Genomic DNA, 23347 nt, shown 5'->3' on the forward strand with positions numbered 1-23347 from the left:
GCCCATGATTTTTGGCTGAGAAACACCTTTCTGGGAAACTGAAATGAATAAAACAAGCAGAATACTCGCCTGTACGCTGGCGCTTTCCGCCCTGGGCGGGATAAGCCAGCCGGCATTAGCGGAAGGAAACATTAGTATCGCGCAGCAATTTGGCATCGGCTATTTAATTCTTGATGTGGTACGTGACCAACGGCTTATCGAAAAAGAGGGTCAGAAAGAGGGGCTGGATATAAAAGTAGAGTGGCGCACCATTTCCGGAGTGACCGGGATGAATGAGGCCCTGCTCTCTGGCGCTCTGGACGTTGCGTCAGCGGGGGTTCCTCCCGTACTCACCCTATGGGATCGCACCAAAGGTAAGCAAAATGTGAAAGCGATTGCCTCGCTGGGGTCGATGCCCAATTATTTGTTGAGTAATAATCCGGCGGTAAAAAGCATTAAAGATCTGTCCGCAAAAGATCGGATCGCCGTACCGGCAGCAGGCGTCGGTTTTCAGTCTCGGACATTACAAATCGAGACCGCGAAATTATATGGTGACGGGGACTTCAAACGCTTTGATAAAATTAGCGTCAGTTTACCGCATCCGGACGCCAGCGCGGCATTAATTGCCGGCGGCTCGGAGATTACCACCCACTTCTCAAGCCCGCCCTTCCAGTATCAGGCGCTGGAACATAAAAACGTGCATAAAGTGCTCAGCTCCTATGACGTACTGGGGGGACAGGCAACCTTTAATGTTCTCTATACCACCCAGAAATTCCATGATGAAAACCCCAGAACCTATAAAGCGTTTTATCGCGCGCTCAGCGAAGCCGCAAGTATTATTAACCGTGACAAAAATGCCGCTGCCGAAACTTACATTCGCGTTGAGAAATCGCGGCTGCCTTTACCGCTGGTACAAAAAATTGTTAACGATCCCGAAATAAGCTTTACGGTTTCCCCTGAACGTACTGGCGTATATGCCGAAAAACTCCATGAGCTTGGAATACTGAAAAATAAGGCCGACTCGTGGAAAGATTATTTTTTTAACGAAGCATGGGAAAACCCCGGCAGCTAAACCGCGATACTGGAGGCTATGATGGTCAATCAGCAAATTGATGGCCCGCTGCTGCAGGTCAGCCATGTCGATATTGAATACCGCACGCGTGAACGCCGGGTACGCGCGACGCACGATGTCAGTTTTGATGTCTGGCCTGGGGACCGCTTTATTCTGCTTGGCCCCTCAGGCTGCGGAAAATCGAGCCTGTTGAAAGCCGCAGGCGGTTTTATTGCCCCGCGCAGCGGTCAAATTTCGCTTGCAGGGACGCCAGTTAGCGCCCCCGCTCCGGACCGCATGATGGTATTCCAGGAGTTCGACCAGCTGCCGCCGTGGAAAACGGTGCTGGAAAACGTCATGTTTCCTCTGCTCGCCAGCCGCAAAGCCAGCCGTTCACAGGCAAAAGAGACGGCGCTGCATTTCCTTCACAAAGTCGGTCTGGCGGAATTTGCTGACGCGATGCCCCACACGCTCTCCGGCGGCATGAAGCAGCGCGTCGCCATCGCCCGTGCGCTGGCGATGAAACCGCGCATCCTGCTGATGGACGAACCCTTCGCCGCCCTGGATGCGCTGACGCGGCGCACGATGCAGGAAGAGTTGCTGACGCTCTGGGAAGAAGAGCGCTTTACGCTGCTTTTCGTCACCCACTCGATTGAAGAGGCGCTGGTCGTGGGCAGCCGTATTCTGGTGCTTTCGCCGCATCCAGGGCGCGTCCGGGCAGAGCTTAATTGTCATCAGTTCACGCTTAATGATTTCGGCAGCGAGGCGTTTCAACACGCGGCTCGTCATATTCACCATCTGTTATTCCCGACGACCGGCAACGGTCCGTCTCACTCATCCGGCGAGGAGCCAGCGTATGTCCCAGCCACCGTACATTCGTCCTGAATTCGAACGCGAATTACCGCCGCTACGTAATCTGCCGGTGGAAACGCCGCTACCCTTAAGCCAGCGCCTGTGGAATCAGGCATGGCTGCGTAAGTCTGTGATTGTCGCCCTGGTGCTGGCGCTATGGGAGATCGCCGCGCGAATACAGCAAAACGATCTGATGCTGCCCGGGGTATTTCAGACGCTGCAGGCGTTCAGTGAAGACCTGCGCAATGGCGAACTGCCGGAAAAAATCGTCAATTCACTCAGTACCCTGCTGAAAGGATATCTGGCCGGCAGCGCGCTGGCGCTGATTGCCAGCGCCCTGGCAGTGACCACGCAGTTTGGTCGCGATCTGCTCAGCACATTAACCGCGATGCTCAATCCACTGCCGGCAATTGCGCTGCTGCCGCTGGCTCTGCTGTGGTTTGGTCTGGGAAATGCCAGCCTGATATTTGTACTGATACATTCCGTCATGTGGCCCATCGCTCTGAATACCTGGTCCGGATTTAGCAGCGTGCCGGAAACGCTGCGCATGGCCGGGCGCAACTATGGCCTGCGTGGGCCACGCTATGTGATCACGATTCTTATTCCGGCATCGTTGCCCGCCATCCTTTCCGGTTTGAAAATAGGCTGGGCTTTCGCCTGGCGAACGCTGATTGCCGCCGAACTGGTATTCGGCGCCTCCAGCGGCGAAGGGGGGCTGGGCTGGTATATATTCCAGAATCGCAATGAGCTGTTCACCGACCGGGTATTTGCAGGGCTGTTAACGGTCATCGCGATTGGTCTGCTGGTGGAAGGCATCGTATTCGCCAGTCTGGAAAAGATCACAATTAAGCGCTGGGGGATGCAGCGTTAACCCCACATTCATTCAGGCAGCTACTGCGCCCCCCCATTAAAACGTCCGCTGGCGCCTTTCAGGCTGGCTCGCCGTGTTGCCGAAGTCGCGGCAACGCGCCTTATCCTTACCACGATATGATAAAAGCCCGCGGGGAAATCAGCGGGCTTGTGGGATTGTCGTCATGGTCCATCCCTGGCGTGCTTGACACCGCTACCGCGAAGCAAACCTTGCGACATGCTCTGCGAGAAAATCAATTTCCTGCGGCGTATTATAAAAGGCCAGCGAAGGTCGGACGGTACTCTCATAACCAAAATGGCGCAGGATCGGTTGCGCGCAGTGATGTCCGGATCGCACGGCAATGCCGACCTGACTGAGATAGCGCCCCACGGCTGCATTTTCATGACCCGCCAGCACGAAAGATAAGACGCTGGTTTTGTTCGCCGCGGTACCGACCAGCGTCAGGCCCGGAATAGCCGACAGCTTCTCGATGCCATACTCCAGTAAGGCGTGCTCGTACTGCGCAATGTTTTCTATCCCCAGCGAGGTGACATAATCGATAGCCGCCCCCAGCCCGACGGCATCAGCTATATTGCCCGTCCCCGCCTCAAACTTATTCGGCGAGGGCTGATAGCGCGTCAGTTCAAAGGTCACGTCGGCAATCATATTCCCGCCGCCCTGATAAGGGCGCGCCTCTTCCAGCACCTCCTGCTTGCCATAGACCACGCCGATCCCGGTCGGCCCAAAAATTTTATGCCCGGAGAAGACGAAGAAATCGGCATCCAGCGCCGTCACGTTGGTCGGGATATGCGAAATAGACTGCGCGCCGTCGATGGCAATGCGCACCCCAAAACGATGGGCGATCTGCACCAGCTCCTGAACCGGCGTGACGGTACCCAGCGCGTTAGAAACGTGGGTCGCGGAGACAAAGCGGGTTTTATCGTTGAACAACCGGATATATTCCTCAACGATCAGTTGACCGTGCTCATCAACCGGCGCAACGCGGATCGTCGCGCCCGTTTCCTGGGCAATAAGCTGCCACGGCACAATATTGGCGTGATGCTCAAGCAACGTCAGGATAATTTCATCCCCCGGTCGTAATAGCGGCTTCACGTAGCTGTGCGCTATCAGATTGAGCCCTTCCGTGGTACCGCGCACGAAGATGATATTTTCCGGGCCGCGGGCGCCGATAAAGCGCGACACTTTCTCACGCGCGGCTTCATAAGCATCGGTGGAACGAGCGGCAAGCGTATGCGCTGCCCGATGAACGTTCGAATTCTCATGTAAATAATAGTGGCTGATACGATCGATAACCTGCTTCGGGCGCTGGGTCGTCGCGGCATTATCCAGCCACACCAGCGGATGTCCGTCCACCTGTTCGCTAAGGATCGGGAAATCAGCGCGGATGCGTTCCACCGGGATCTGTCCAACCCGCGCCGGCGGCGCCGTTTTTACGCTGGAAGGGGGTAACGGCGCGAATCCGCGAGGCGCGATATCCGCCCTGCTCTCCTGGCCCAATGGCAGCACCCGCGGCGCGTAAGCCGCTTCGGTCGCACGCGGGCGTGTGGGCGCGTCGTCAGGCAGCCCCTGCAGATCGCGCGCGTCGGGCAGACCATAATCACGCGCGGAGGGCGCGTCGCCCGCCCATCCGCCGGGCGCATAGGGAAGCGTGAATAAATTACTCGTAGTCATAATATTCACCCACTTCAACATCCTCCAGCACGGCAATGGCGTCATCGGCCAGGATCGCAGCGGAGCAATAAAGTGAGAGTAAATAGGATGCCACGCCGTTATCGTCGATCCCCCGGAAGCGCACCGACAAACCGCGAGACTGTTCGTTTGGCAGCCCTTCCTGATAAAGTCCCAGCACGCCGCGTTTGCTTTCACCGGAACGAATCAACAGGATATTGGTTTTTCCGCCCTGGCCTTTCGGGTTTTTCAGACCATCGACAAACAGCTTGTCGGAAGGGATCAGCGGAATACCGCGCCACAGGATAAACGTGCCCCCATGCAAATTCACGGTGACCGGCGGCACGCCACGTCGCGTGGCCTCACGCTGAAATGCGGCAATCGCGCGCGGATGGGCCAGAAAGAAGGAGGGCTCCTTCCAGACTTTGGACAACAGCTCATCCAGGTCATCCGGCGTTGGACGGCCATTGCGGGTCTGAATACGCTGCGAGTCGTCGATATTTTTCAGCAATCCATATTCATCATTATTGATCAGCTGACTTTCCTGGCGCTCGCGCAGGCTTTCAATCGCCAGCGCGATTTGCTCTGAGGCCTGGTCGTAGGGCGAGCTGTAGAGATCGGCGATTTTGGTATCGACGTTTATAATGGTCGTAATCGAATCCAGCTGGTATTCACGCGGCGTGGTCTGATACTCGATATAGCCCTGGGGTATTTCAATGCGCGACGGATCCTGGCTGCATAATACATCCAGCGGCGTCTCCCCCTCCACGACCTTGTTCACCCGGTAAATTCCCGATTCCAGGCCCTTATAATCGAGAAAACGGCTGACCCAGCGCGGGGTGATTGCCGCAAATTGCGGTGCCGTTTTGGTCACGTTCGCTAACTGATACGCGGCTTCACGCCCCAGTGCATTAATGCCTTTTTGTTCTGCCATAATGATTCCTTAGTGTTTGAAAGAGTGGAGCTGAAGGTTAGTACTGCGGCAAACGGGTATCGACATCCCGTGCCCAGGCGTTTAGGCCATCTTTTAAATTCATCACGCGCCCCTGATAACCTGCGCGCTGGAGTGCCCGAATGGCGAAAATACTGCGCTGCCCTATCTTGCACAGAAATACCGCATCGACCGTCGGGTCGAATTCACCGATACGTCTGACTATCTGGCCCAGCGGTATCACCTTTGCCTGCGGAAATTTTGCAATCGCCCTTTCGTGGGGTTCACGAATGTCGATCAGCTGCAGGGGTCTTCCCTCCTCTATCCAGGCGTGAAGCTCAAGCGCCGTGACGCTTTCAACCGGAACTTCTGCTTCATCAGGTTTCAGCCCGCAAAACTCCTCGTAGTCGATGAGCGCATGAATCGAGGGATGCTCACCGCATACCGGGCAGTCGGGAGCCCTCTCCAGCCGCAGCTCGCGTTGCTTCATCTGCCACACATCGAAGAGCAACAGGCGGCCAATCAGGCTCTCGCTGCCGCCGACGATTAGTTTGATCGCTTCCGCCGCCTGAATGGTGCCGATAATCCCCGGCAGCACGCCGACAACGCCGCCTTCGGCACAGGAAGGTACCAGCCCCGGCGGCGGGGGCTCGGGATAAAGACACCGGTAGCACGGTCCTTCCCCGGCATAAAAGACGCTGGCCTGCCCTTCGAACTGAAAAATGGAGCCATAGACCAGCGGTTTACCCAGCAAAACGCAGGCGTCGTTGATCAGATAACGGGTGGGATAATTATCCGTACCGTCGACGACGAGGTCATATTCCCCAATAATTTCGAGCGCGTTTTTGCTGCTCAGGGTGGTGTTATAGGTCACCACCTGTATCTCGGGGTTGATGGCTTTAATCTTGTCTTTCGCCGAAGCCACTTTGGGTCGGTTGATATCTTTGGTGCTGTGAATGATCTGTCTTTGCAGGTTGGAGACGTCGACAAAATCAAAGTCGACAATCCCCAGCTTACCGACCCCCGCCGCAGCCAGATAAAGCGCCACCGGCGCCCCCAACCCGCCGGTGCCGATAAGCAATATGCGGGCGGCCTTCAGCCGCTTTTGCCCCTCAAGCCCGACTTCCGGCAGCAGCAGATGGCGGCTATAGCGGGCAATTTCCGCATGCGTCAGCTCCGTCAGACGGTCATCCGGGATAATGCTCGGTCTGCTCATATCGCCTTCCCGACGCCGCCGGCAATGGCGGGAACCAGCAGCACTTCCGCCCCATCGCTAACCGGAGTCTCCAGCCCGCCGGTGGTTTTAATGTTGTTCTCTCCCACGTAAAGATTGATGAAACTGCGCAGCGCGCCCGTATCGTCATACAGATGCGGCTGAATGTCAGGAAATCGCTCCGCCAGCGCTGCGACCAGCTGCCCAACGGTGTGGCCTTCGAGGATCACTTTCCCCTGACCGTCGGTGAAGGCGCGTAGCGCAGTGGGAATCAGTAATGTCGATGCCATAGTGGTAATCTCTCCGTGTTTTGTTCTGGTTTCCGGCAACGTTGTGCCCGTTATTCACGTCATAAAACGATCTGCACATCCTCCTGCAAAAAGCGCTGGCGGTCCTGGGTCAGCCGCCAGCTGGTCAGTGCCCCCGCCTCGCGCTGCGCGACCGCCACGATGATATAGGCGTAAAACGGCAGCGCATGTTCGCGATCAAATTCAGATGGAATGGCCGGGTGATCGGGGTGCGAATGGTAATAGCCGATCACGTCCACATCCTGAGCCAGCGCAGCGCGTTCCGCCCGCAGGGAGTCGTCGGCGGTGATGACAAAACGGTGGTACTGCTCCTCCGACTCGCGAGCATTAACAATGGGGAAAATCGCCGTCACGCGGGCATCGCCCTGCGCGGAAAAGTGGCCAAAGAGCGCACCGCAGCATTCGTTGGGATAGGCCTTTTCCCCTTCAGCGCCAATCAGCCTGGTGATTTCTTGAGTCAATTCAATCATGGGTTTCATTCCAGAAAGCGTCAGTCAGATAACGCGAGCCAACATCACACAGCAGCGTGACCACCACCGATCCCGCCGGCAGCGTGCGGGCCAGCCGCGCGGCGGCGGCGACATTAGCGCCAGAGGAAATGCCGACAAAAATGCCGTCCCGCCGGGCGAGGCGCCGCGTGCTCGCATAAGCCTCCTCGGTGGTGACGGGAATAACGTCGTCGAACAGGGTTTCGTCGAGAATGCCAGGTTTAATGCTGCTCCCCATATGCTTGGTCCCTTCAATGCCGTGGAATGGCGAAGCGGGCTGTACGGCGAGCGTTTTCACGCGCGGATTTTCATATTTAAGCCGCCGCGCGGTGCCGACGAAGCTGCCGGAGGTGCCCATACCGGCAACAAAATGGGTGATCTGTTGCCCGCTCTGCTCCCAAATCTCTTTTCCGGTCGTTGCGAAATGCGTATTCGGATTGACGGGGTTGTTATATTGGTCCGGATAAAAATAACGTTCCGGATGCGCAGCAACTTGTGCCTGAACTTGAATATAGGCGCCGTCAGAACCTTCCAGCGGATCGGTCTCCACAATCGTGGCGCCATAATGACGAATAATACGTTTGCGCTCCGGGCTGGTATTCTGCGGCAGATATAGCCGGACGTGATATCCCAGCGCCGCGCCAATCATCGCGTAGGCAATGCCGGTATTACCGCTGGTCGCATCAATAATCGTTTTACCCGGCGTTAATAACCCTCGAGCAATCCCGTCCAGCACCATCGCTTTCGCCGCGCGGTCTTTCACCGAGCCACTGGGGTTCATAAACTCTGCTTTTGCCAGCAGCGTTACGCCAGGTAGCTCGGCGGCAAAAGAGGGTAACGTGATTAACGGCGTAGCGCCGATCGTTTCAAGTAAATTCATAATGATTATCACGCTGTTATTTTATTTATTCCGATGCGCTGGTCATTTCATTTTATTATCGGCGGAATTAAATTCCGTCACCGTCGCTGAAATGTTTTTGCTGTACCCGGGCCTGCTGCACATGACTATCCGGCGGAACATCACGGGTCAGCCATATATTTCCGCCAATGCTGGAACGCGCGCCGATAGTAATTCGCCCTAATATTGTTGCGCCGGCGTAAATAACGACATCATCTTCAATGATTGGATGGCGAGGATAGTTTTTTTGCAACTGCCCGTCATCGCCGGCAATAAATCGTTTGGCCCCAAGGGTAACCGCCTGGTAAATACGCACGCGTTTACCGACGATGGCCGTTTCACCAATCACCACGCCGGTTCCGTGATCGATAAAGAATCCGTCATCAATCTGCGCGCCGGGATGAATATCTATTCCGATCTGGCTGTGCGCTTTTTCAGATATCATTCGCGCCAGCAGAGGCAGACCGAGCTGATGCAGCTCGTGGGCAAGACGATAGTGCATAACGGCGTGAATTCCCGGATAGCAGAGCAGCACCTCATCCATGCTGCGCGCGGAAGGATCTCCCTGATACGCCGCGAGGATATCGCGATCGAGACGCTGGCGGATGACCGGCAAACGGTTGGCAAACTGCTGAACCCGCCTGACCGCCTCCTGCGACAGCGTGTGACTCGCATCCTGCTCATCTGACTGATAATAAAGTTCCAGGACCGCTTCTTCGGTCAATCGGTCTAGCGAGGTGCCTAGCAAATGACCGACGTAATAATCTTCGCCCTCTTTGCGTAATTCAATATCACCTAATCGCATCGGATAAAGCACTTTTATCAAGGTATCGGTGACTGAATTAACGCTTTCCCGGGAAGGTAAACTACGTTTATTACGATAATTATTTTTCGCATGTTCATCGCGCCACGCCTGACGAACGCGACGGAGTTCATCGACGACATTATTTAAATGCCAGTTATTTTCTCTTTTCGGCATGAGATACAATTCACCCGCTTCCGGCATAATAATATCCTTCTTAAAATCGCATCGATAAATCTTTTTTGCGTCACCTCACTTTTATGCATTACCCACATTAAAAACAAATAACCATATAGACTTTGAATAGCTAAAAAGAGTAAATACTTTTAAATCAACACATTCGACAATCAACCGTACCCGGCGAATACGATCGATGCGTCCCTCCTTCGCCAGAGCGACTCGTTCGCGATGGTACGAAAATGTGGCGGGGTGAAAAATGGAGTCATTAACGCCACCGTTCAGTTGGACAATGAGGGAAAATTTATAGCGAATTTATTGCAAAGCATAACTGATTTTTAGCTATTGATTATGAGGAATTAACGTAACATTTCCGTTATTAAATCATGATGTTTAAGGTTCCCTATGCGCGCTTTATCCGATGCTCCCGATAATGAATTCGAGCCAGTACGTTTTGTCCTCACCGATATGGATGAAACGCTCACCTGGCAGGGCCGTTTGTCGGCCGCCGCCTATACCTCGCTTGAACAATTGCAGTCCGCCGGGATACGGGTGATCCCGGTCACCGCCGCGCCGGCGGGCTGGTGCGATCAGATGGCGCGGATGTGGCCTGTTGACGGCGTCATTGGCGAAAACGGCGGGCTTTTTTTCCGCCGCACCGCGGACGGGCATGGCATCGAGCATCATTACTGGCACGCGGACGACGCCACGGCATCCGTCGCCGCCCGGCTGCGGACCATCGCCGACCGGGTCCTGGCAGCGCTACCGGAAGCCCGTCTGGCGGACGATCAGCCCTTCCGCCTGACCAGCCTGGCCTTCGCGCGGCCTGCCGACCCGGTACTGGAGCGCCGCATCGTCAACACGCTGCGGCAGGCGGGTGCCGACGCTACCGTCAACAACTTGTGGGTGCTGGGCTGGCTGGGTGGCTACGACAAGCTGACCATGACGCGCCGTACTCTGGCTCAGCACTACGGCGTCGATATCGATCGGGAGCGGGAAGCTATTCTCTACAGCGGCGATTCAACCAACGACGCGCCGATGTTCGCTTTTTTCAAACACACGGTAGGCGTCAGCACCGTCCGGCAGTATCTGGATCAACTCCCCGTAGCCCCCCGCTGGGTAACGCTCGGCCCCGGCGGCGCGGGGTTCGTGGAGATGGCGCAGGCGGTATTCGGCCAAAAATCCCTCTGAAAGCAGCAATTTACCCACCAGCTTAACGATTCCCCGGCGCCCTGGTTTTTCTCTCTGGCTTTCAGAAAATGTTGCAGCGGTTGCCTGACGTTCGCAGGCAGCCGGTTCCCATCAGTGCTTCGTTATGTACACATCCCATAACACCATGTCTTATATTAGTTTTTTCTTACTGATAAAAACCAATACCGTCATTTTTACCGTATGCAAAAAAGTTTTCCGTTTGGTGATCTCCCGACGTTTCCAACGAAACACTATTGTTCATATAAATAGCGTCTGGAGGTTTCCATTTCCGGACAAATCGATTAAAAATGGTGCATTAATGGCGAAATTTCACGCAAATGATGCCATAAAACGGCAGGTAACGACGGCGGGTTTGCATCAAAAAAGAATGGCTTAGCTTTTTTCTATATAACGTTATTCGTATATATTTGTTTTCGCACACGGCGCAAAGAATATAATTCTCACTAATCCGGCCCCCAAATAATTAAGCCGGGCTAATAAAATATTCCGCCAGCAATTTCTGGCAAGATGCTATGTCCGGAAGGTGTGCAGTGCCAACATGGTTACCCTTAGCGATTGATTCTTTCTGGCCAATGCTTTCCGCGGGGCTGAAATTCACCATTCCCTTAACGCTGATCTCTTTTATTCTTGGGCTGTCGCTCGGGTTTGCGGTGGCACTTTTGCGTCTGTACGGCCCGGCCTTTTTAAAGCCGGTGATACGGTTTTACGTCTGGCTGATTCGCGGTACACCGCTGCTGGTGCAGCTATTTTTGATTTTCTACGCGTTGCCGAGCGCTGGGCTAACCATTGATGCCTTCCCTGCGGCGGTGATTGGCTTTACCGTCAATATTGGTGCGTATACTTCAGAAGTGATCAGGGCAACGCTGCTGGCCGTGCCGAAAGGGCAATGGGAAGCCGCCCATTCCATCAGCATGACATGGGCGCAGTCGCTGCGTCGTATTATTCTGCCGCAGGCCGCGCGCATCGCCGTGCCGCCGCTCTCTAACACCTTTATTTCGCTGGTAAAAGACACTTCGCTGGCGTCGGTGATCACCGTACCGGAGATGTTTCTTGCCGCGCAGCAAATTGCGGCAGTGACCTATGAACCGCTGATTCTGTACAGCGAAGCGGCGATTATTTATCTGTTCTTCAGTTCGGTGTTATCGCATTTGCAAGAGAAGCTGGAGCGGAAATTAGCGGGTACGACAGTAAAAGGTCAGGTCAATGATAACGCTCTCCAGCATTGAAAAAAGTTTCGACGGCAGCCGGGTGCTGAAGAACATCAATTTAACGATTGAAGAAGGCACGGTAACCACGCTGATTGGCCCTTCAGGCAGCGGGAAAAGCACCTTATTGCGCTGCATTAATTTGCTGGAAATTCCTCAGTCCGGGGAGCTGACCATCGGCAAAGAGCGCATCGCATTCGCGCCGGACACGCGGATAAAAGGCCTGGATATTCGTCGTATCAGCCGCCAGACCGGCATGGTGTTTCAGAACTTCGCGCTGTTTCCGCATATGACCGCCCTCGACAACATCACCGAAGGGCTGATTACGGTGCATAAATGGGATCGCGAACGCGCCCGCCGCCGTGGTGAAGAACTGCTGGATAAAGTCGGCATGCTGCACAAATGCAACGCCCTGCCGAATACGCTCTCTGGCGGCCAGCAGCAGCGCGTGGCGATTGCCCGCGCGCTGGCGCCGTCACCGGCGGTGCTGCTGTGCGATGAACCGACTTCCGCACTCGATCCTGAGCTCTCCGGCGAAGTGGTGGCCGTGCTGCGCCAGCTGGCGCTGGAAGGAACAACCATGATCATGGCGACCCATGATTTACGTCTGGCGGCGAATATCGCCAGCCAGGTGGTGTTTCTGGAAGCCGGGGAAATTGTTGAGTCCGGCTCCGCTAACGATTTGTTTTTACACGCGAAGAGACCCCGAACTGCGGAGTTTATCGCCTCTTTAAGCACCGCGCTCCCGTAATCCGGGGCGAGTTAATAAAAACAACATAGGGTAATGCAGATGAAAGCACTCGCAACATTAGTCGTCGCCGGGATTATGCAGCTTGGTTTTGCCCACGCAGCGCTGGCGCAGGATGATTTGGCAAAGATTCAGTCCGCTGGCGTACTGAAAATCGGTACTGAAGGCACCTATCCGCCATTCACTTTCCACAATGCTTCCGGCACGCTGGAGGGTTTTGACGTAGAGATTGGCCGTGAAATCGCCAAACGCCTGAAAGTGAGCCCGCAGTTCGTAGAAGGGAAATGGGACGGCCTGATCGCCGGTGTCGATGCGAGCCGTTACGACGTGGTGATTAACCAGGTCGGCATTACGCCAGAACGCCAGAAGAAATTCGACTTCTCCGAGCCGTATATCGCGTCTAAAGCGGTGCTGATCGTCAATGACAAAAGCAGCATTAAAAGTTTTGAAGATCTGAAAGGCAAAAAATCGGCCCACACGCTGACCAGTAATTATGCGCAGATCGCGCGTAAATACGGGGCGGATATTGTGCCGACCGATGGCTTTAACCAATCTGTGGATTTAGTGGTGCAGGGCCGTGCCGATGCGACCATCAACGACAACCTGTCGTTCCTCGACTTCAAAAAACATAAACCGGATGCGCCAGTGAAAATTGTCGCAACCCAGTCTGACGCGGAGAAATCCGGCGTGTTGCTGCGCAAAAACAACCCGCAGCTGAAAGCGGCGATTGATAAAGCGCTGGAAGAGATCAAGGCCGACGGCACCTACGAACGTATTTCCCAGAAATACTTCGGTGCGGACGTATCGAAGTAATTTTTAACCCCGCGGTAAAAGAGAACCGTAAGCCCGGATCGGGTTTACGGTTTTTTTATCATCACAAGACTGTAAAATGCGCTAGCTACGCTTTCTGCGAAATGTTTCTTCAACTGACCGGGAACGCTTTTACAGACTTCCTGTTTATCGACGTCGGAGATTTATGATGCCGTACAAGCTCTATACAGCCGTGTTGCTTCTCGCTGCCGCAAGTTTCTCTGCAACGGCAATTTCTGCTTCAACCCCTTCGATTGGCAATTTGATCAATGAACGTTTGTCCTTGATGAAAGACGTTGCCGGATATAAAGCGCAACATCACCAGGCGATTGAAGATCTACAGCAAGAGAAGAAGGTTCTGGAGAGCGCCACTGCTGATGCTGATTCGCTGGGATTAAAAGGCGAGAGCGTAAGGCCATTTATTCAGGCGCAGATGGACGCCGCCAAGGCGATTCAGTACCGCTATCGCGCCGACTGGTTGGCGGCGCCGGAAACTGACTGGCAGCCTCGCCCGCTTCAGGATGTCCGGACGCAAATCGGCCAACTTAGCCATCGTATTCTGCAAAGTGTGGCGGCACGATTAAAGTCCGGGCAACCTCTGACGGAACAGGGCCAGGAGGCATTTATGCACGCCGTGCAGCAGAAGAATTTACACGAGCAGGATAAGCATAGAATCTGGGAAACAATGAAAGGGATTTCGTTGAAAGATTAAGTAAAAAGCCCCGCTGAAGCACTGAGGAATCCCCATTCATGGGCGGGTGAAAAAGACAAGCATAGCGTTTTGTGATCTACTGATTGTGCAACCAATTCAATGAGATCACCCCTATGCTTGCAGTATCAGGGGGAAGAGAGCCCAGCCTGATTCAGCTATAGCGCAGCACTCCTCCCCTTCAACCTGGCAGCATCACACGCTAACACTGTTCAGCCCGTTGCGCAGACTTTCCACTGAGTATTGCGCCGGTGGGCGCAGTATCGGCCGCGCGGATTGCCGAAGTGAGATGCTCTGGAACAGCCTGACGGACAATATGTTAACAGTGCCCTGTTGACTCGCATGTGGGCCTGACAAGAAACATGCCTTCACTTCCCGGGGGGACGTTCCTGAAACCAAATTCTTAAACGCGTATGCAGAATCCATGTATCCCCCTGTCAGCGCTCATTCAATAGTAGCTACGATGATTTACGAAGAAGATTAAGGGCTAATGACATTCACCGCATATACTGATGACAGAATGATGAACATCATCCAGATCGCGAGGTTCATGACCGGATTGCCAATACTCTGAATACCCAGTCAAATTAAATCACCGGTGAGAATCAGAGCCCTACTTCAGCTGTTGCTCAGAATAAACTCGTAGCGTTCCGGACGAATGAAAAAGCGAGAGTTCTCAGCGCACTGCCCGTTTTCAAACCAGGATGTTCGCTCCAGTAGAAAAAGCGGCGCGTTTTTATCGGTTCCCAGCACGTCAAAGAGTCCCTTATCCGCGAAGGCCAGCCGGATGGCAATATCGGAGCGACTGATGTGATGTTGCGTGGCTTTTTCTAACAGGACCCAGGTCGGTTCCTTCTCGGTCTCTTCCCAGCTCAGCTCATGAGGAAATGCCGGGAAATGACTGTAACCCACCGCAATGGGATCATTATCCACCAGATGCAGCCGTGAAATAAACGTCAGCGACCGGGACATTTGAAACAGCGATTGCAGCGACTCTGGCGTTGGCACCTCCTCTTTGACCAGCAAACGCATTGTGGCATTCAGCCCCTGCTGCTTTAGCGACTCATGAAAGCTACGCATGACGTTGATGCCATGTGCAACCTTCTTGCCCGATATGTAGGTTCCCTTTCCCTGCTTGCGCTCGACAATCCCCTGCTCTGTCAGATGCTTCAGCGCGAGCCGTACCGTCACCCTGCTGACCGCAAATCGCTGTTCAAGCGCAGCTTCAGAGGGCAGTTTTCCGCCAGGTTGAAAATGCCCGGCGGCAATTTCCTGCCGCAGGGTATCGGCAATCTGCCGGTAGAGCGATGTAATGTTTTCACGCACCAGTGTCATTCAGGTTCCGTCTCTCGTATTCCGTTCGGATCTAGTTTAGTCAGAAGCGATCTTAGATCAACTTGTATTAATACGTATTATAACCACATCTCATTATTTCTTATACGTGACGCTCAGCATGACGAATTCTCAACCATACGCACTGGCGGTAGACAATATCACTTTTCGCTATCCCGGCGGCGCGCCGGTATTCAGCCATTTCAGTTTTCATGCCCGCCAGGGAGAGTTTGTGGTGTTGCTGGGCCCCTCGGGGTGCGGTAAGAGCACGTTACTCAATCTGCTGGCCGGTTTCACAGAGCCAGAGCGGGGAGCCGTGCGGATTGGCGGTGAGCGTACCACGCCGGAAAACCATCGGCTTGGCTATGTTTTTCAGCAGCCACAGCTCTTTGGCTGGCTGACCGCGCTGGAGAATGTCCGGTTCGGATTGCGGATGCAAAGGCGCGAGGACGTGGCCTCTCAGCGCCGACGCGCTATGACATATCTGCAACGTGTGGGCCTGGTACATGCCGCACATCAGTTGCCGCACCAGATGTCCGGGGGCATGCAGCAGCGCGTGTCACTGGCTCGCGCGCTGGCGCTGGAGCCGGATGTTCTGTTAATGGACGAACCATTTGCTGCGCTCGATGCCATCACCCGTGGGGACATGAACGAGGAGACACTACGTCTCTGGTCCGCCATTGGGCAGACAACGGTCTTCATCACCCACGATATTGAAGAGGCTGTGTTTCTTGCTGACCGCGTCATCGTTCTGAATCGTGCACCCGGCGGCGTACACAGCGAATTGTCCATCGCCTTACCGCGCCCGCGAAGCAATCTGGAGACGCGACAGCTTCCGGCTTTTGCCATGTATCGTAATGAATTACTGAAGCGCATTACCGATGTGATGCAGCAGTCCGACAACCACTCACTCTAACAAAACGGAACATCAATCAAATGGGTAAATCATTTCTTGCTGTGCTGATATCAGGGGTTTTATTCAATGCTGCTGACGCTGCGGATTCCCAGCCGCTGCGTATTGGCTGGGTCTATGCGCTGGCCAACGCGCCTGCACTTATCGCCGAGAAAGAGGGTTTTTATCAGCAGGAAGGGCTGACCGTCGAGCTTAAATCCTTTGGTGATGGTCCCGTCATCAGTCAGGCGCTGGCGGCGCATGAACTTGATGCAGCCTATATGGGTGCGACACCGGTATTCCAGTGGTTTTCGCGCGGGCTCAAGGGGCAAATTATCGCTAAGGTGAACAGCGGACAGGCCGCGCTGATCGTTCCCGCACAGAGTGCTATTTCCCGGTTGGCTGACCTAAAAGGCAAACGCATCGCTGGCGTCAAAAAAGGGAGCGGAATGGATGTTCTGCTGCGCGGTGTGGTGCTGCAACAGCAGGCAGGTCTGGTTGCTGACAAAGATGCTCAGATCCTGAGTATGCCCGCCGGTAACATGCCCGCTGCGCTGCAGCAGGGCGTTGTGGATGCAGCCTTCACCTGGGAGCCCTTTGTCAGCGAAGCACTGCTGCGCGGCGACGCCAGACTGCTGCTCGATGTAAACAAAGTCCAACCGGGTTATCCGTGGTATGTACTGATGGCGTTACCGGAGACCCTGAAGGACCGCCCGGACGATGTAGTGAAGCTTATCCGTGCGCATCAGAAAGCAGTGGATTTTATCAATCAGCATCCTGCAGAAGCCGATCGGATCATGGCCGATGCGTTTAAGCTGCGGGCCATTAAAACCGCTGACGGTAAAACGCTGCCGCCGGAGGCGCTGGTTCAGGAAGCCCGTAAACGTATTGAGTGGTCTGTGTCACTGACGAAGAAAGATGGCGCCTTTTTTGAGCAGCTGATGAAGGACTCACAGACACTGGGCTACATGCAAAAGGCGCCAGAGCTGAATGAATTTGTTGATACGCAGTGGCTGACAAAAGCAGGGATAACGCAGTGAAGTTCAAACCAAACTGGGGCTGGGCTTCCCTGCCCGCGTTACTCATGGTCTGGGTTATCGTTGCGAGTCACTATCCCTCTTATGTGTTGCCGCAACCCTGGGACGTATGTCGGGAAGCCATACGCTGGTTCAGTGATGGTTCCATCTGGGGTCAGCTACAGGCCAGCCTGCTGGAAGAATTCACCGGCTTTATGACTGCCGTGCTGCTGGCACTGATTCTTGGCGTCAGCGCCGGACTTTCCGATCGCGTCAGGGAGTTCCTTACGCCACTGAACAGCCTGTTTATGGCTATCCCGCCCATCGCATGGGCACCGCTGATGCTGCTGATCTTCGGCCTGGGATTCGTTTCCATCGTGGTGGTGATTGTCATCGCTGCGCTGTTCCCGATGTGTCTGGCCATTCAGGAGGGGATCCGCGGCATCCGTGGCGGTGAAGTGCGTGCGGCACGCACGCTGGGAGCTCGACCGTTTCAACTGCTTCTTCATGTCTATCTGCCCAGCTCCCTGCCATTTATCACCGCCGCACTGCGCATCGGATTCAGCCAGGCATGGCGTGCGCTGGTGGCAGCGGAAATGCTCGGCGCCTCTCAGGGCATAGGCTGGATGGTTGCCATGGGCGGACAGACGGGTAACAGCAGTCAGGTACTACTGGGAATTTGCCTTATCGGGCTTATCGCCTGGTTAATGGAAAATCTTGTTTTTCGCCGCATTGAACAGCGCTATCAGCGCTGGCGCGCCCAATAATTGTGAGGTTAATGTGAGTCAGTTCGATATCCGTGATGCAGGCGATTACATCGCTCCGAAGGGCTTGTATGAGCAGAATAAAGCCCGACCGTTTCTGGGCAGTGTGGCCTGCTCGCATACTCAGTTGACTGCCGGTGCGTGGGAAGAGATCCAACTGGTATATACCGTGGGCGCCAGCGGGCTGGCTGACGGCGCATGGCTGAAGCTCGCCTTTAAATTTTACTCGGACTGGGCGCTGTTTCAGACCAGCGATCCCTCGGCAGCCAACTATGTCAGCGCCGAGTATCAGGCAGGCCCGCTAGTGCCAGGACAGAGCCCTGCCACGGTCCAGCATTTGAAGGTGCGTTTTGATCAGAAGGGGCACGAGCGTCCGTTCCAGAAAGCCATTCTGATCGACATTATTGATGGCTACATCAATCCGGGAGACAAAATCATTATCCGCCTGGGCGATCGGCGCCATGGCGGGGGCGGTACGCGTGTACAGAGTTTCGTTGAGAAAGATTTCCGCTTCCGCCTGTTTGTTGATCCGCTGGGGAGCTCAAAATTTGCTGAGGTACCCGGCGATACGCTGCTGGATATCGTGCCCGGTGAGCCCGCTTCTCTTGCCGCGATCGCGCCAAGGTTACTGGCACCTGAAACGCCTTTCTCCGTTATCGTCCGGCTGGATGACCGCTGGGGGAATACCTGCCGGAGCCTGCCGCTGGCAGGACGCCTGACGCTGACCTCATCGGGAGGTGAAACAGAGCATCATGATTTCCGGCTGGCCGAAGAGGGCTGGGCGATTGCGCGTATCAGCGATTTGCATCTCTGCGCAGGAGAATGGTCGTTCAGCGCCGCACTGGGCACGCTGCCCTTGCTGGAAGGCAAAGGATGGATAACGGTGGAGGAAACCGCCACAGGTCTGCGCCCGCTCTATGCCGATCTTCATGTGCATTCTGATGACACGGTTGGTACCAACGACACGCTGTATAACCTCAGCTACGGGCGTGATGTCGCCGGTCTCGATATTCTTGGCTATACCGCCAACGATTTTAATGTGACTGAAGCGCGCTGGAAGCAGGCGGTAAAGCTGATTAATGCGCTGAACCAGCCAGACAGTTTTGTCTGCTATTCCGGTACCGAGTGGTGCGGTAATACCTGCGCCGGTGGCGATCATAATGTGGTGTTCCTTGAAGATGATGAACCTCAGTTCCCGTTTGATAATCAGGGGCGGCTGGTGCGTTCATTCGAGTGGAATGAGTTCACTGCCGGAACCATCAAACCGGGTGCATGGCCACTTGATGAACTTTATGCGGCCTACGCACGCGAACCGCACAAACATCTGTTAATCCCGCATGTTGGCGGGCGCCGCTGCAACCTGGACTGGCATCACCCGGAGCTGGAGCGCTTGATAGAAGTCGGTTCCGCCTGGGGGCAGTTTCACTGGGTCTATGCCGAGGCGCTAGAACGGGGCTATCGTCTGGGCGCGACCGCCAACAGCGATGAACATCAGGGGCGATGTGGTGGTGGCGTGCCTGCGACAGCCGTCTTCGGATCCCGTGGAGGTCTGACTGGCGTACTTGCTGAACGATTCGACAGAAAAGGTGTGGCTGCAGCGCTTCGTGCCCGCCACACCTATGCCACAACAGGTGAACGAAGCTATGCCGAGTTGCGTGCGGGCGATGCGCTGATGGGAGATGTAGCGGAATTCAGTTCAGCAGATGTACTGCGTTATCGTCTGTTAGGCGATGCGGGCTGGGAAGCGGTAACGCTTTACGATGGAGAAAGAGAGGTATGGCATCGCGATTTGCACGCGGAATTTGGGCGCTCTAAATATCAGTTCCGGGTGCGTCTGGGGGGTGCACGCATTAAGGACCGCTATCGGGGTGCTTACTGGACGGGACATATTGAGGTCACAGGGACACCAATCAATGCGTTTTCCCTCTCGGGCGCAGATCACCCGGAGCAGACCGTCTGGCGTAAAAGTCATACACAGATTGGCTTGCGGACCGACACCAATGGTGACAGCGACACAGTTACTGTCAGTACCGGTGGGCTGGCCGGAGCAAAAATACACGTTCATCTGGACATCAGTAGCTATATCAAAGTGGGCGATCCGCTTTTGCCACAACCACATGCCTGGGCGCCGGTTTTTGAAACGGATATTGATGGTCAAACGCTTCTGATTGCAGGCAAAGAGACTTTTACGCTTCCAGGCACCGAACTTGAGGTAGATATTGAACTGGTTACCGAACAGCCGCTTCCACGTGATATCAGCGGCGAAATTCCACTTTCTGAACTTATCCTGTCAGAAAAACGGGAACATCCGTTCTTCATCAGTGCCAGGCAAAAGGACCAGTCCCGGATTTGGACCTCAGCCATCTTCTTAACGCGTTAAAGAGTGACATGCGGCAGTTTCTTGCCGCATTTTCGGTAGCTATTTGTTGTTTAAGAGTCAGACCGTATTGCAATATCTGCGAAAAGGTCGCCGTCCTGCACCAGCGTCTCCAGCCCACCGCTGCCCTGATGTCGTTTTCCCTTACGTACAATGTTGATGAAGAAGTGTAGCCCCGTTACTTTATCCGTACCCAATATACTGGGGTGTTAGCCAGCCAGACCCGGCATGATTACTGCCCCCAGTCGTCCATGATCCGGGGGATGCTCCCCCGCTCAATCGTGATGGGGGTGCCAACTATCCTGACAGAGGGGCTCCCTCGCCTTGTTTCTCAGCCCTGCGATTTCTCGCCGTCGCCAATCTGCCAGATAAAGGTTGGCGCTTCGCCGTTAACCAACCAGTTACCGATATTTCGCGCCTTATAAATCACCGGATTGTGCGATGCCACGGTGCGCGCGTTGCGCCAGTGCCGATCAAGGGCCTTACTCACTCGCGTATCCGACGCGCCGAGGGCGTTGAACAGCTCGGTGGCCGCACGCGGGATCCAGTCGCTGGCAATCACCTGCGCCTGCGCCGCTTCGACTTCAGCCAGGCGATTGCGCTGTTCAATGAGCGCTTCGTCGCCGCTGGCATGCGCAATGTAGGCCTGATGCAACGATTCCGCCGCCTGCAATACCGCCGCCCGCGTCGCCCAACTCCAGCTACTGATTTGTCCCACAACCTGGAGTACCTGCGCATCGTCGCGCGGCACGGCGGCATTGCCGTGGCTGTACATCCGGGTCCGCTTTTTCACGCCTTCGGCGACGTCACGCTCAACTGCCAGGCCAATTCCCGCCAGCGTCGCCAGCAGGATATGCTGATAAAACGCAGTCTGATAACGAAAGCGCTGCGCAAAGTCGTAGACGTGATCCTGCTCCACCTGCGCCTGTTTGAAGCGGGTCGTGCCGCTGCCGGTCAGACGCTGACCGAAGCCGTCCCAGTCATCCTCGCGTTCAACGCCGGCCTGGCTCGTGCTGACCAGCGCAATCACATCGCCCTGGTTGTCGCTGCGCCGGGCGAAGACATCTATCCAGTCGGCAAACAGCGTACCTGTGCTATAGAATTTCTCACCGTCCAGCCGCCAGCCGCCTTCAACGGGCGTTACGCGGGTGAAAACCTCCCCCAGCCTGACCGCGCCGATTTCGGTCCAGCCGCTGCCCACCAGCTCGCCGTCGAGGAAGCGACGGAACCAGCGATCGCGCGCCGGCGAGTCAGGTTGATTGAGGCGGTCTTCAACGAAGGCGAAATGCGCCCGCAGCGCCTGCGGCAGGTTGGAGTCGGCCTGAGCCAGCTCAATAAGCAGCGCAATTAATTGCGGCAACGACGCGCCCCAGCCGCCCTTTTCCCGCGGAATGCGTACCGTGCCAAATCTGGCCTCTTTCAGCCAGCGGATCTGCTCATCGGGCAGGATGCGGTTTTGTTCGCGCCCCGCCGCCCCCTGCGCGATACGGGCAAAAATCGGTCGGAAGGTCGCCGCCAGCTGTTCATAGTCAGTGCCGGTAGAGAGTAAAGTCATTTTCTGTTCCTCAATGGTGGCTGTCGTCAATGTCATATTGGGTAGGCTCATGGCGTACCGCGAGCAGGAAGAAAATTGGGATAATGGCGGCCAGCGATACGACCCAGAACATTTGCGTACCGAGCGATGCCTGCAGCAGCGGCAGCACAAACAGCGCCAGCGCGCTGCCAATACCGGAAAGCGCGCGGCTGAAGCCAACCCCGGTGGCGCGAATCGCGGTTGGGTATGAAAGCGCCGGATAGATCATCAACTGCGCGCCGGGACCAAAACCCTCGGCAAACAACCACAGCCCCAGCATCGCAATCGCCAGCGCTACACCCAGCGCGGCCTGCGGCTGCCCCACCAGCGCGAGGACGATCAGGGCGATAAACTGCAGTGCGAACCCGGCGATCGCGACGTGTCGCGACGGGTATTTCCATGCCAGGTGCATCCCCAGCAGCCCACCGGTAAAGGCGAACAGCGCATTGAGTCCCAGCGAGGCGGAGATGGTTTCGAACACGCCAGCGCCAAGGAATTGGGCGAGAATGGACGGCAGGAAAAAGGCGATCGCCGTATACTCAAATGAGATACAGACGTTCATCACCCCGGCGACAATAGTGCGTTCGCGGTACGGTTTTGCAAATAGCACGCGAAAGCTCACTTTGGGCGGCGGAGCAGGACGTTCTGGCGGTGCTTCGTGAGCGTTGATCCCGTAAGAGTCGCGCAGAATACGCACAGCCGAGGTCAAATCGCCCTGGTTGGCCGCCCATAACGGCGATTCATTCATGAATTTGCTGCGCACGGCAATAATCAGCAGCGCCGGAACCGCGCCGAACAGCAGCGATGCGCGCCACAGCCAGTCCAGATGTTCTTTTGGCAACAGGAAATAGAGCCCAAAGATGATTAAAAAACAGACCGTCGAGGCGGCGTACCACATCGGACACCAGGCCGCGAGCCGCGCGGCCTTATTACCCTTCCCGCTAAAGCGGGAAAACTCGGCCAGATAAGACATGGCGACCGGGAGATCGATCCCGACGCCAATCCCCATCAGGAACCGCGCGCCGATTAATACCCAGACATTCGGCGCCAGTCCTGCCGCAATCGCCGATACCACAAAAAATAGCATATCGGCCATAAACACCGAATAACGGCCATATTTATCCGTCAGCCAGCCGCCGATTAAATTACCGATAATCGTGCCGACCATTATTGACGAGGTGACAATGCCGGTTAAAAGCGGCGAGAGCTGGAATTCCCGCACCACATCATCAATACCGTAAGAGAGCGTGGTTAAATCATAAGCGTCGAGGAATACACCGCCGAGCGCGAGGAATACAATCATCCGCGCATATTTACTCTGCTCCCTGCCGGAATTAATTAATCGCGCCACATCCCCGACGCTACTCACCGGTGCCGAAACGGCGCCAGCATTATCAACAGACAGAGTACTCATATTATTTACCTTATATAATTGTGCAGGTGACTCTGGTTATAAGCCGGGCTTTAGCAT

22 protein-coding genes are annotated in these 23347 nt (G+C 55.3%); 12 read left to right on the top strand and 10 right to left on the bottom strand.

Annotated features, from left to right (window positions below):
• Positions 1-43 precede the first annotated feature (43 nt).
• The 3 genes from ABLU67_RS02800 to ABLU67_RS02810 are packed head-to-tail and all read left to right on the top strand — an operon-like array spanning position 44 to position 2753.
• Positions 44-1051, top strand: coding sequence for an ABC transporter substrate-binding protein (locus tag ABLU67_RS02800; RefSeq protein ID WP_109240982.1), 1008 nt, complete (start codon positions 44-46; stop codon positions 1049-1051).
• Between the two features lie 21 nt (positions 1052-1072).
• Positions 1073-1915 carry an ABC transporter ATP-binding protein gene (locus ABLU67_RS02805; RefSeq protein WP_048261885.1) on the top strand — a complete coding sequence of 281 codons (843 nt, stop codon included), beginning with the start codon at positions 1073-1075 and terminating at the stop codon, positions 1913-1915.
• A complete protein-coding gene (locus tag ABLU67_RS02810; protein WP_014229058.1) occupies positions 1887-2753 on the top strand; it encodes an ABC transporter permease in 867 nt (288 codons plus the stop codon). Before ABLU67_RS02805 ends, ABLU67_RS02810 begins: the two co-directional genes overlap by 29 nt.
• A 192-nt stretch (positions 2754-2945) precedes the next feature.
• Here the strand turns inward: ABLU67_RS02810 and ABLU67_RS02815 are convergent, their stop codons facing one another.
• The 7 genes from ABLU67_RS02815 to epsC all read right to left on the bottom strand — a co-directional run bounded on the left by ABLU67_RS02815 (position 2946) and on the right by epsC (position 9265).
• A complete protein-coding gene (locus ABLU67_RS02815) occupies positions 2946-4424 on the bottom strand; it encodes a cysteine desulfurase (protein WP_038424375.1) in 1479 nt (492 codons plus the stop codon).
• Positions 4411-5355, bottom strand: coding sequence for a family 2A encapsulin nanocompartment shell protein (locus ABLU67_RS02820; protein WP_048261881.1), 945 nt, complete (start codon positions 5353-5355; stop codon positions 4411-4413). The genes ABLU67_RS02815 and ABLU67_RS02820 overlap by 14 nt, the downstream gene beginning before the upstream one ends.
• A gap of 37 nt (positions 5356-5392) precedes the next feature.
• Positions 5393-6568 carry a molybdopterin-synthase adenylyltransferase MoeB gene (moeB, locus tag ABLU67_RS02825; RefSeq protein WP_224293035.1) on the bottom strand — a complete coding sequence of 392 codons (1176 nt, stop codon included), beginning with the start codon at positions 6566-6568 and terminating at the stop codon, positions 5393-5395.
• Positions 6565-6855 (bottom strand): MoaD/ThiS family protein, encoded by a 291-nt coding sequence (locus ABLU67_RS02830; protein ID WP_014229054.1) that lies wholly within the window; start codon positions 6853-6855, stop codon positions 6565-6567. Before ABLU67_RS02830 ends, moeB begins: the two co-directional genes overlap by 4 nt.
• A gap of 59 nt (positions 6856-6914) precedes the next feature.
• The gene (locus ABLU67_RS02835) at positions 6915-7343 is read right to left on the bottom strand and encodes a M67 family metallopeptidase (protein ID WP_025107022.1); all 429 of its coding nucleotides are present in this window, start codon (positions 7341-7343) and stop codon (positions 6915-6917) included.
• On the bottom strand, positions 7336-8241 hold the full coding sequence (locus ABLU67_RS02840; protein ID WP_064406557.1) for a cysteine synthase family protein: 906 nt from the start codon (positions 8239-8241) through the stop codon (positions 7336-7338). The genes ABLU67_RS02835 and ABLU67_RS02840 overlap by 8 nt, the downstream gene beginning before the upstream one ends.
• 67 nt (positions 8242-8308) lie before the next feature.
• Positions 8309-9265 (bottom strand): serine O-acetyltransferase EpsC, encoded by a 957-nt coding sequence (epsC, locus tag ABLU67_RS02845; RefSeq protein WP_348852147.1) that lies wholly within the window; start codon positions 9263-9265, stop codon positions 8309-8311.
• A 378-nt stretch (positions 9266-9643) separates the two neighbouring features.
• Between epsC and ABLU67_RS02850 the strand changes: the two genes are divergently transcribed.
• The 5 genes from ABLU67_RS02850 (at position 9644) to ABLU67_RS02870 (ending at position 13925) form a co-directional block, all read left to right on the top strand.
• A complete protein-coding gene (locus ABLU67_RS02850) occupies positions 9644-10429 on the top strand; it encodes an HAD-IIB family hydrolase (protein WP_348852148.1) in 786 nt (261 codons plus the stop codon).
• A gap of 551 nt (positions 10430-10980) precedes the next feature.
• Entirely contained in the window at positions 10981-11676 is a 696-nt protein-coding gene (locus ABLU67_RS02855; protein WP_014229048.1) for an amino acid ABC transporter permease, read from the top strand.
• Positions 11654-12406 (top strand): amino acid ABC transporter ATP-binding protein, encoded by a 753-nt coding sequence (locus ABLU67_RS02860; RefSeq protein WP_348852149.1) that lies wholly within the window; start codon positions 11654-11656, stop codon positions 12404-12406. Before ABLU67_RS02855 ends, ABLU67_RS02860 begins: the two co-directional genes overlap by 23 nt.
• Before the next feature lie 39 nt (positions 12407-12445).
• Positions 12446-13216 carry an amino acid ABC transporter substrate-binding protein gene (locus ABLU67_RS02865; protein WP_014229046.1) on the top strand — a complete coding sequence of 257 codons (771 nt, stop codon included), beginning with the start codon at positions 12446-12448 and terminating at the stop codon, positions 13214-13216.
• 163 nt (positions 13217-13379) lie between these two features.
• Entirely contained in the window at positions 13380-13925 is a 546-nt protein-coding gene (locus ABLU67_RS02870; protein ID WP_170873306.1) for a chorismate mutase, read from the top strand.
• A gap of 615 nt (positions 13926-14540) precedes the next feature.
• On the opposite strand, the gene ABLU67_RS02875 is transcribed toward ABLU67_RS02870, so the two are convergent.
• Positions 14541-15257 (bottom strand): GntR family transcriptional regulator, encoded by a 717-nt coding sequence (locus tag ABLU67_RS02875; RefSeq protein WP_064406550.1) that lies wholly within the window; start codon positions 15255-15257, stop codon positions 14541-14543.
• 118 nt (positions 15258-15375) lie between these two features.
• Here ABLU67_RS02875 and ABLU67_RS02880 point away from each other — a divergent pair, with 118 nt between their 5' ends.
• From ABLU67_RS02880 to ABLU67_RS02895, 4 genes are read left to right on the top strand one after another with little or no spacing between them, the layout of a single operon-like run.
• Complete coding sequence (locus ABLU67_RS02880; protein WP_025107016.1) at positions 15376-16170, top strand: ABC transporter ATP-binding protein; 795 nt, start codon at positions 15376-15378, stop codon at positions 16168-16170.
• A gap of 20 nt (positions 16171-16190) precedes the next feature.
• Positions 16191-17186 (top strand): ABC transporter substrate-binding protein, encoded by a 996-nt coding sequence (locus ABLU67_RS02885; RefSeq protein WP_014229041.1) that lies wholly within the window; start codon positions 16191-16193, stop codon positions 17184-17186.
• Positions 17183-17929: an ABC transporter permease gene (locus ABLU67_RS02890; RefSeq protein WP_174213810.1), complete on the top strand. Its 747-nt coding sequence runs from the start codon at positions 17183-17185 to the stop codon at positions 17927-17929. The genes ABLU67_RS02885 and ABLU67_RS02890 overlap by 4 nt, the downstream gene beginning before the upstream one ends.
• A gap of 13 nt (positions 17930-17942) precedes the next feature.
• A complete protein-coding gene (locus ABLU67_RS02895) occupies positions 17943-20306 on the top strand; it encodes a hypothetical protein (RefSeq protein WP_154919815.1) in 2364 nt (787 codons plus the stop codon).
• 328 nt (positions 20307-20634) lie between these two features.
• Here ABLU67_RS02895 and ABLU67_RS02900 read toward each other — a convergent pair whose 3' ends face one another.
• A complete protein-coding gene (locus ABLU67_RS02900; RefSeq protein ID WP_348852150.1) occupies positions 20635-21858 on the bottom strand; it encodes a monooxygenase in 1224 nt (407 codons plus the stop codon).
• 10 nt (positions 21859-21868) lie between these two features.
• Positions 21869-23290, bottom strand: a complete 1422-nt coding sequence (locus tag ABLU67_RS02905) for an MFS transporter (RefSeq protein WP_014838232.1) — start codon at positions 23288-23290, stop codon at positions 21869-21871.
• Between the last annotated feature and the right edge of the window lie 57 nt (positions 23291-23347).

It is taken from the genome of Klebsiella sp. GN_Kp190, assembly GCF_040061795.1.
GTDB classification, from domain to species: domain Bacteria; phylum Pseudomonadota; class Gammaproteobacteria; order Enterobacterales; family Enterobacteriaceae; genus Klebsiella; species Klebsiella michiganensis.

What these genes read in the sequence shown, in the direction of transcription:
- ABLU67_RS02800 (WP_109240982.1), top strand. Translation starts at nt 44, where the DNA reads ATGAATAAAACAAGCAGAATACTCGCCTGTACGCTGGCGCTTTCCGCC.
- ABLU67_RS02805 (WP_048261885.1), top strand. Translation starts at nt 1,073, where the DNA reads ATGGTCAATCAGCAAATTGATGGCCCGCTGCTGCAGGTCAGCCATGTC.
- ABLU67_RS02810 (WP_014229058.1), top strand. Translation starts at nt 1,887, where the DNA reads ATGTCCCAGCCACCGTACATTCGTCCTGAATTCGAACGCGAATTACCG.
- ABLU67_RS02815 (WP_038424375.1), bottom strand. Translation starts at nt 4,424, where the DNA reads ATGACTACGAGTAATTTATTCACGCTTCCCTATGCGCCCGGCGGATGG.
- ABLU67_RS02820 (WP_048261881.1), bottom strand. Translation starts at nt 5,355, where the DNA reads ATGGCAGAACAAAAAGGCATTAATGCACTGGGGCGTGAAGCCGCGTAT.
- moeB (WP_224293035.1), bottom strand. Translation starts at nt 6,568, where the DNA reads ATGAGCAGACCGAGCATTATCCCGGATGACCGTCTGACGGAGCTGACG.
- ABLU67_RS02830 (WP_014229054.1), bottom strand. Translation starts at nt 6,855, where the DNA reads ATGGCATCGACATTACTGATTCCCACTGCGCTACGCGCCTTCACCGAC.
- ABLU67_RS02835 (WP_025107022.1), bottom strand. Translation starts at nt 7,343, where the DNA reads ATGATTGAATTGACTCAAGAAATCACCAGGCTGATTGGCGCTGAAGGG.
- ABLU67_RS02840 (WP_064406557.1), bottom strand. Translation starts at nt 8,241, where the DNA reads ATGAATTTACTTGAAACGATCGGCGCTACGCCGTTAATCACGTTACCC.
- epsC (WP_348852147.1), bottom strand. Translation starts at nt 9,265, where the DNA reads ATGCCGGAAGCGGGTGAATTGTATCTCATGCCGAAAAGAGAAAATAAC.
- ABLU67_RS02850 (WP_348852148.1), top strand. Translation starts at nt 9,644, where the DNA reads ATGCGCGCTTTATCCGATGCTCCCGATAATGAATTCGAGCCAGTACGT.
- ABLU67_RS02860 (WP_348852149.1), top strand. Translation starts at nt 11,654, where the DNA reads ATGATAACGCTCTCCAGCATTGAAAAAAGTTTCGACGGCAGCCGGGTG.
- ABLU67_RS02865 (WP_014229046.1), top strand. Translation starts at nt 12,446, where the DNA reads ATGAAAGCACTCGCAACATTAGTCGTCGCCGGGATTATGCAGCTTGGT.
- ABLU67_RS02870 (WP_170873306.1), top strand. Translation starts at nt 13,380, where the DNA reads ATGATGCCGTACAAGCTCTATACAGCCGTGTTGCTTCTCGCTGCCGCA.
- ABLU67_RS02875 (WP_064406550.1), bottom strand. Translation starts at nt 15,257, where the DNA reads ATGACACTGGTGCGTGAAAACATTACATCGCTCTACCGGCAGATTGCC.
- ABLU67_RS02880 (WP_025107016.1), top strand. Translation starts at nt 15,376, where the DNA reads ATGACGAATTCTCAACCATACGCACTGGCGGTAGACAATATCACTTTT.
- ABLU67_RS02885 (WP_014229041.1), top strand. Translation starts at nt 16,191, where the DNA reads ATGGGTAAATCATTTCTTGCTGTGCTGATATCAGGGGTTTTATTCAAT.
- ABLU67_RS02900 (WP_348852150.1), bottom strand. Translation starts at nt 21,858, where the DNA reads ATGACTTTACTCTCTACCGGCACTGACTATGAACAGCTGGCGGCGACC.
- ABLU67_RS02905 (WP_014838232.1), bottom strand. Translation starts at nt 23,290, where the DNA reads ATGAGTACTCTGTCTGTTGATAATGCTGGCGCCGTTTCGGCACCGGTG.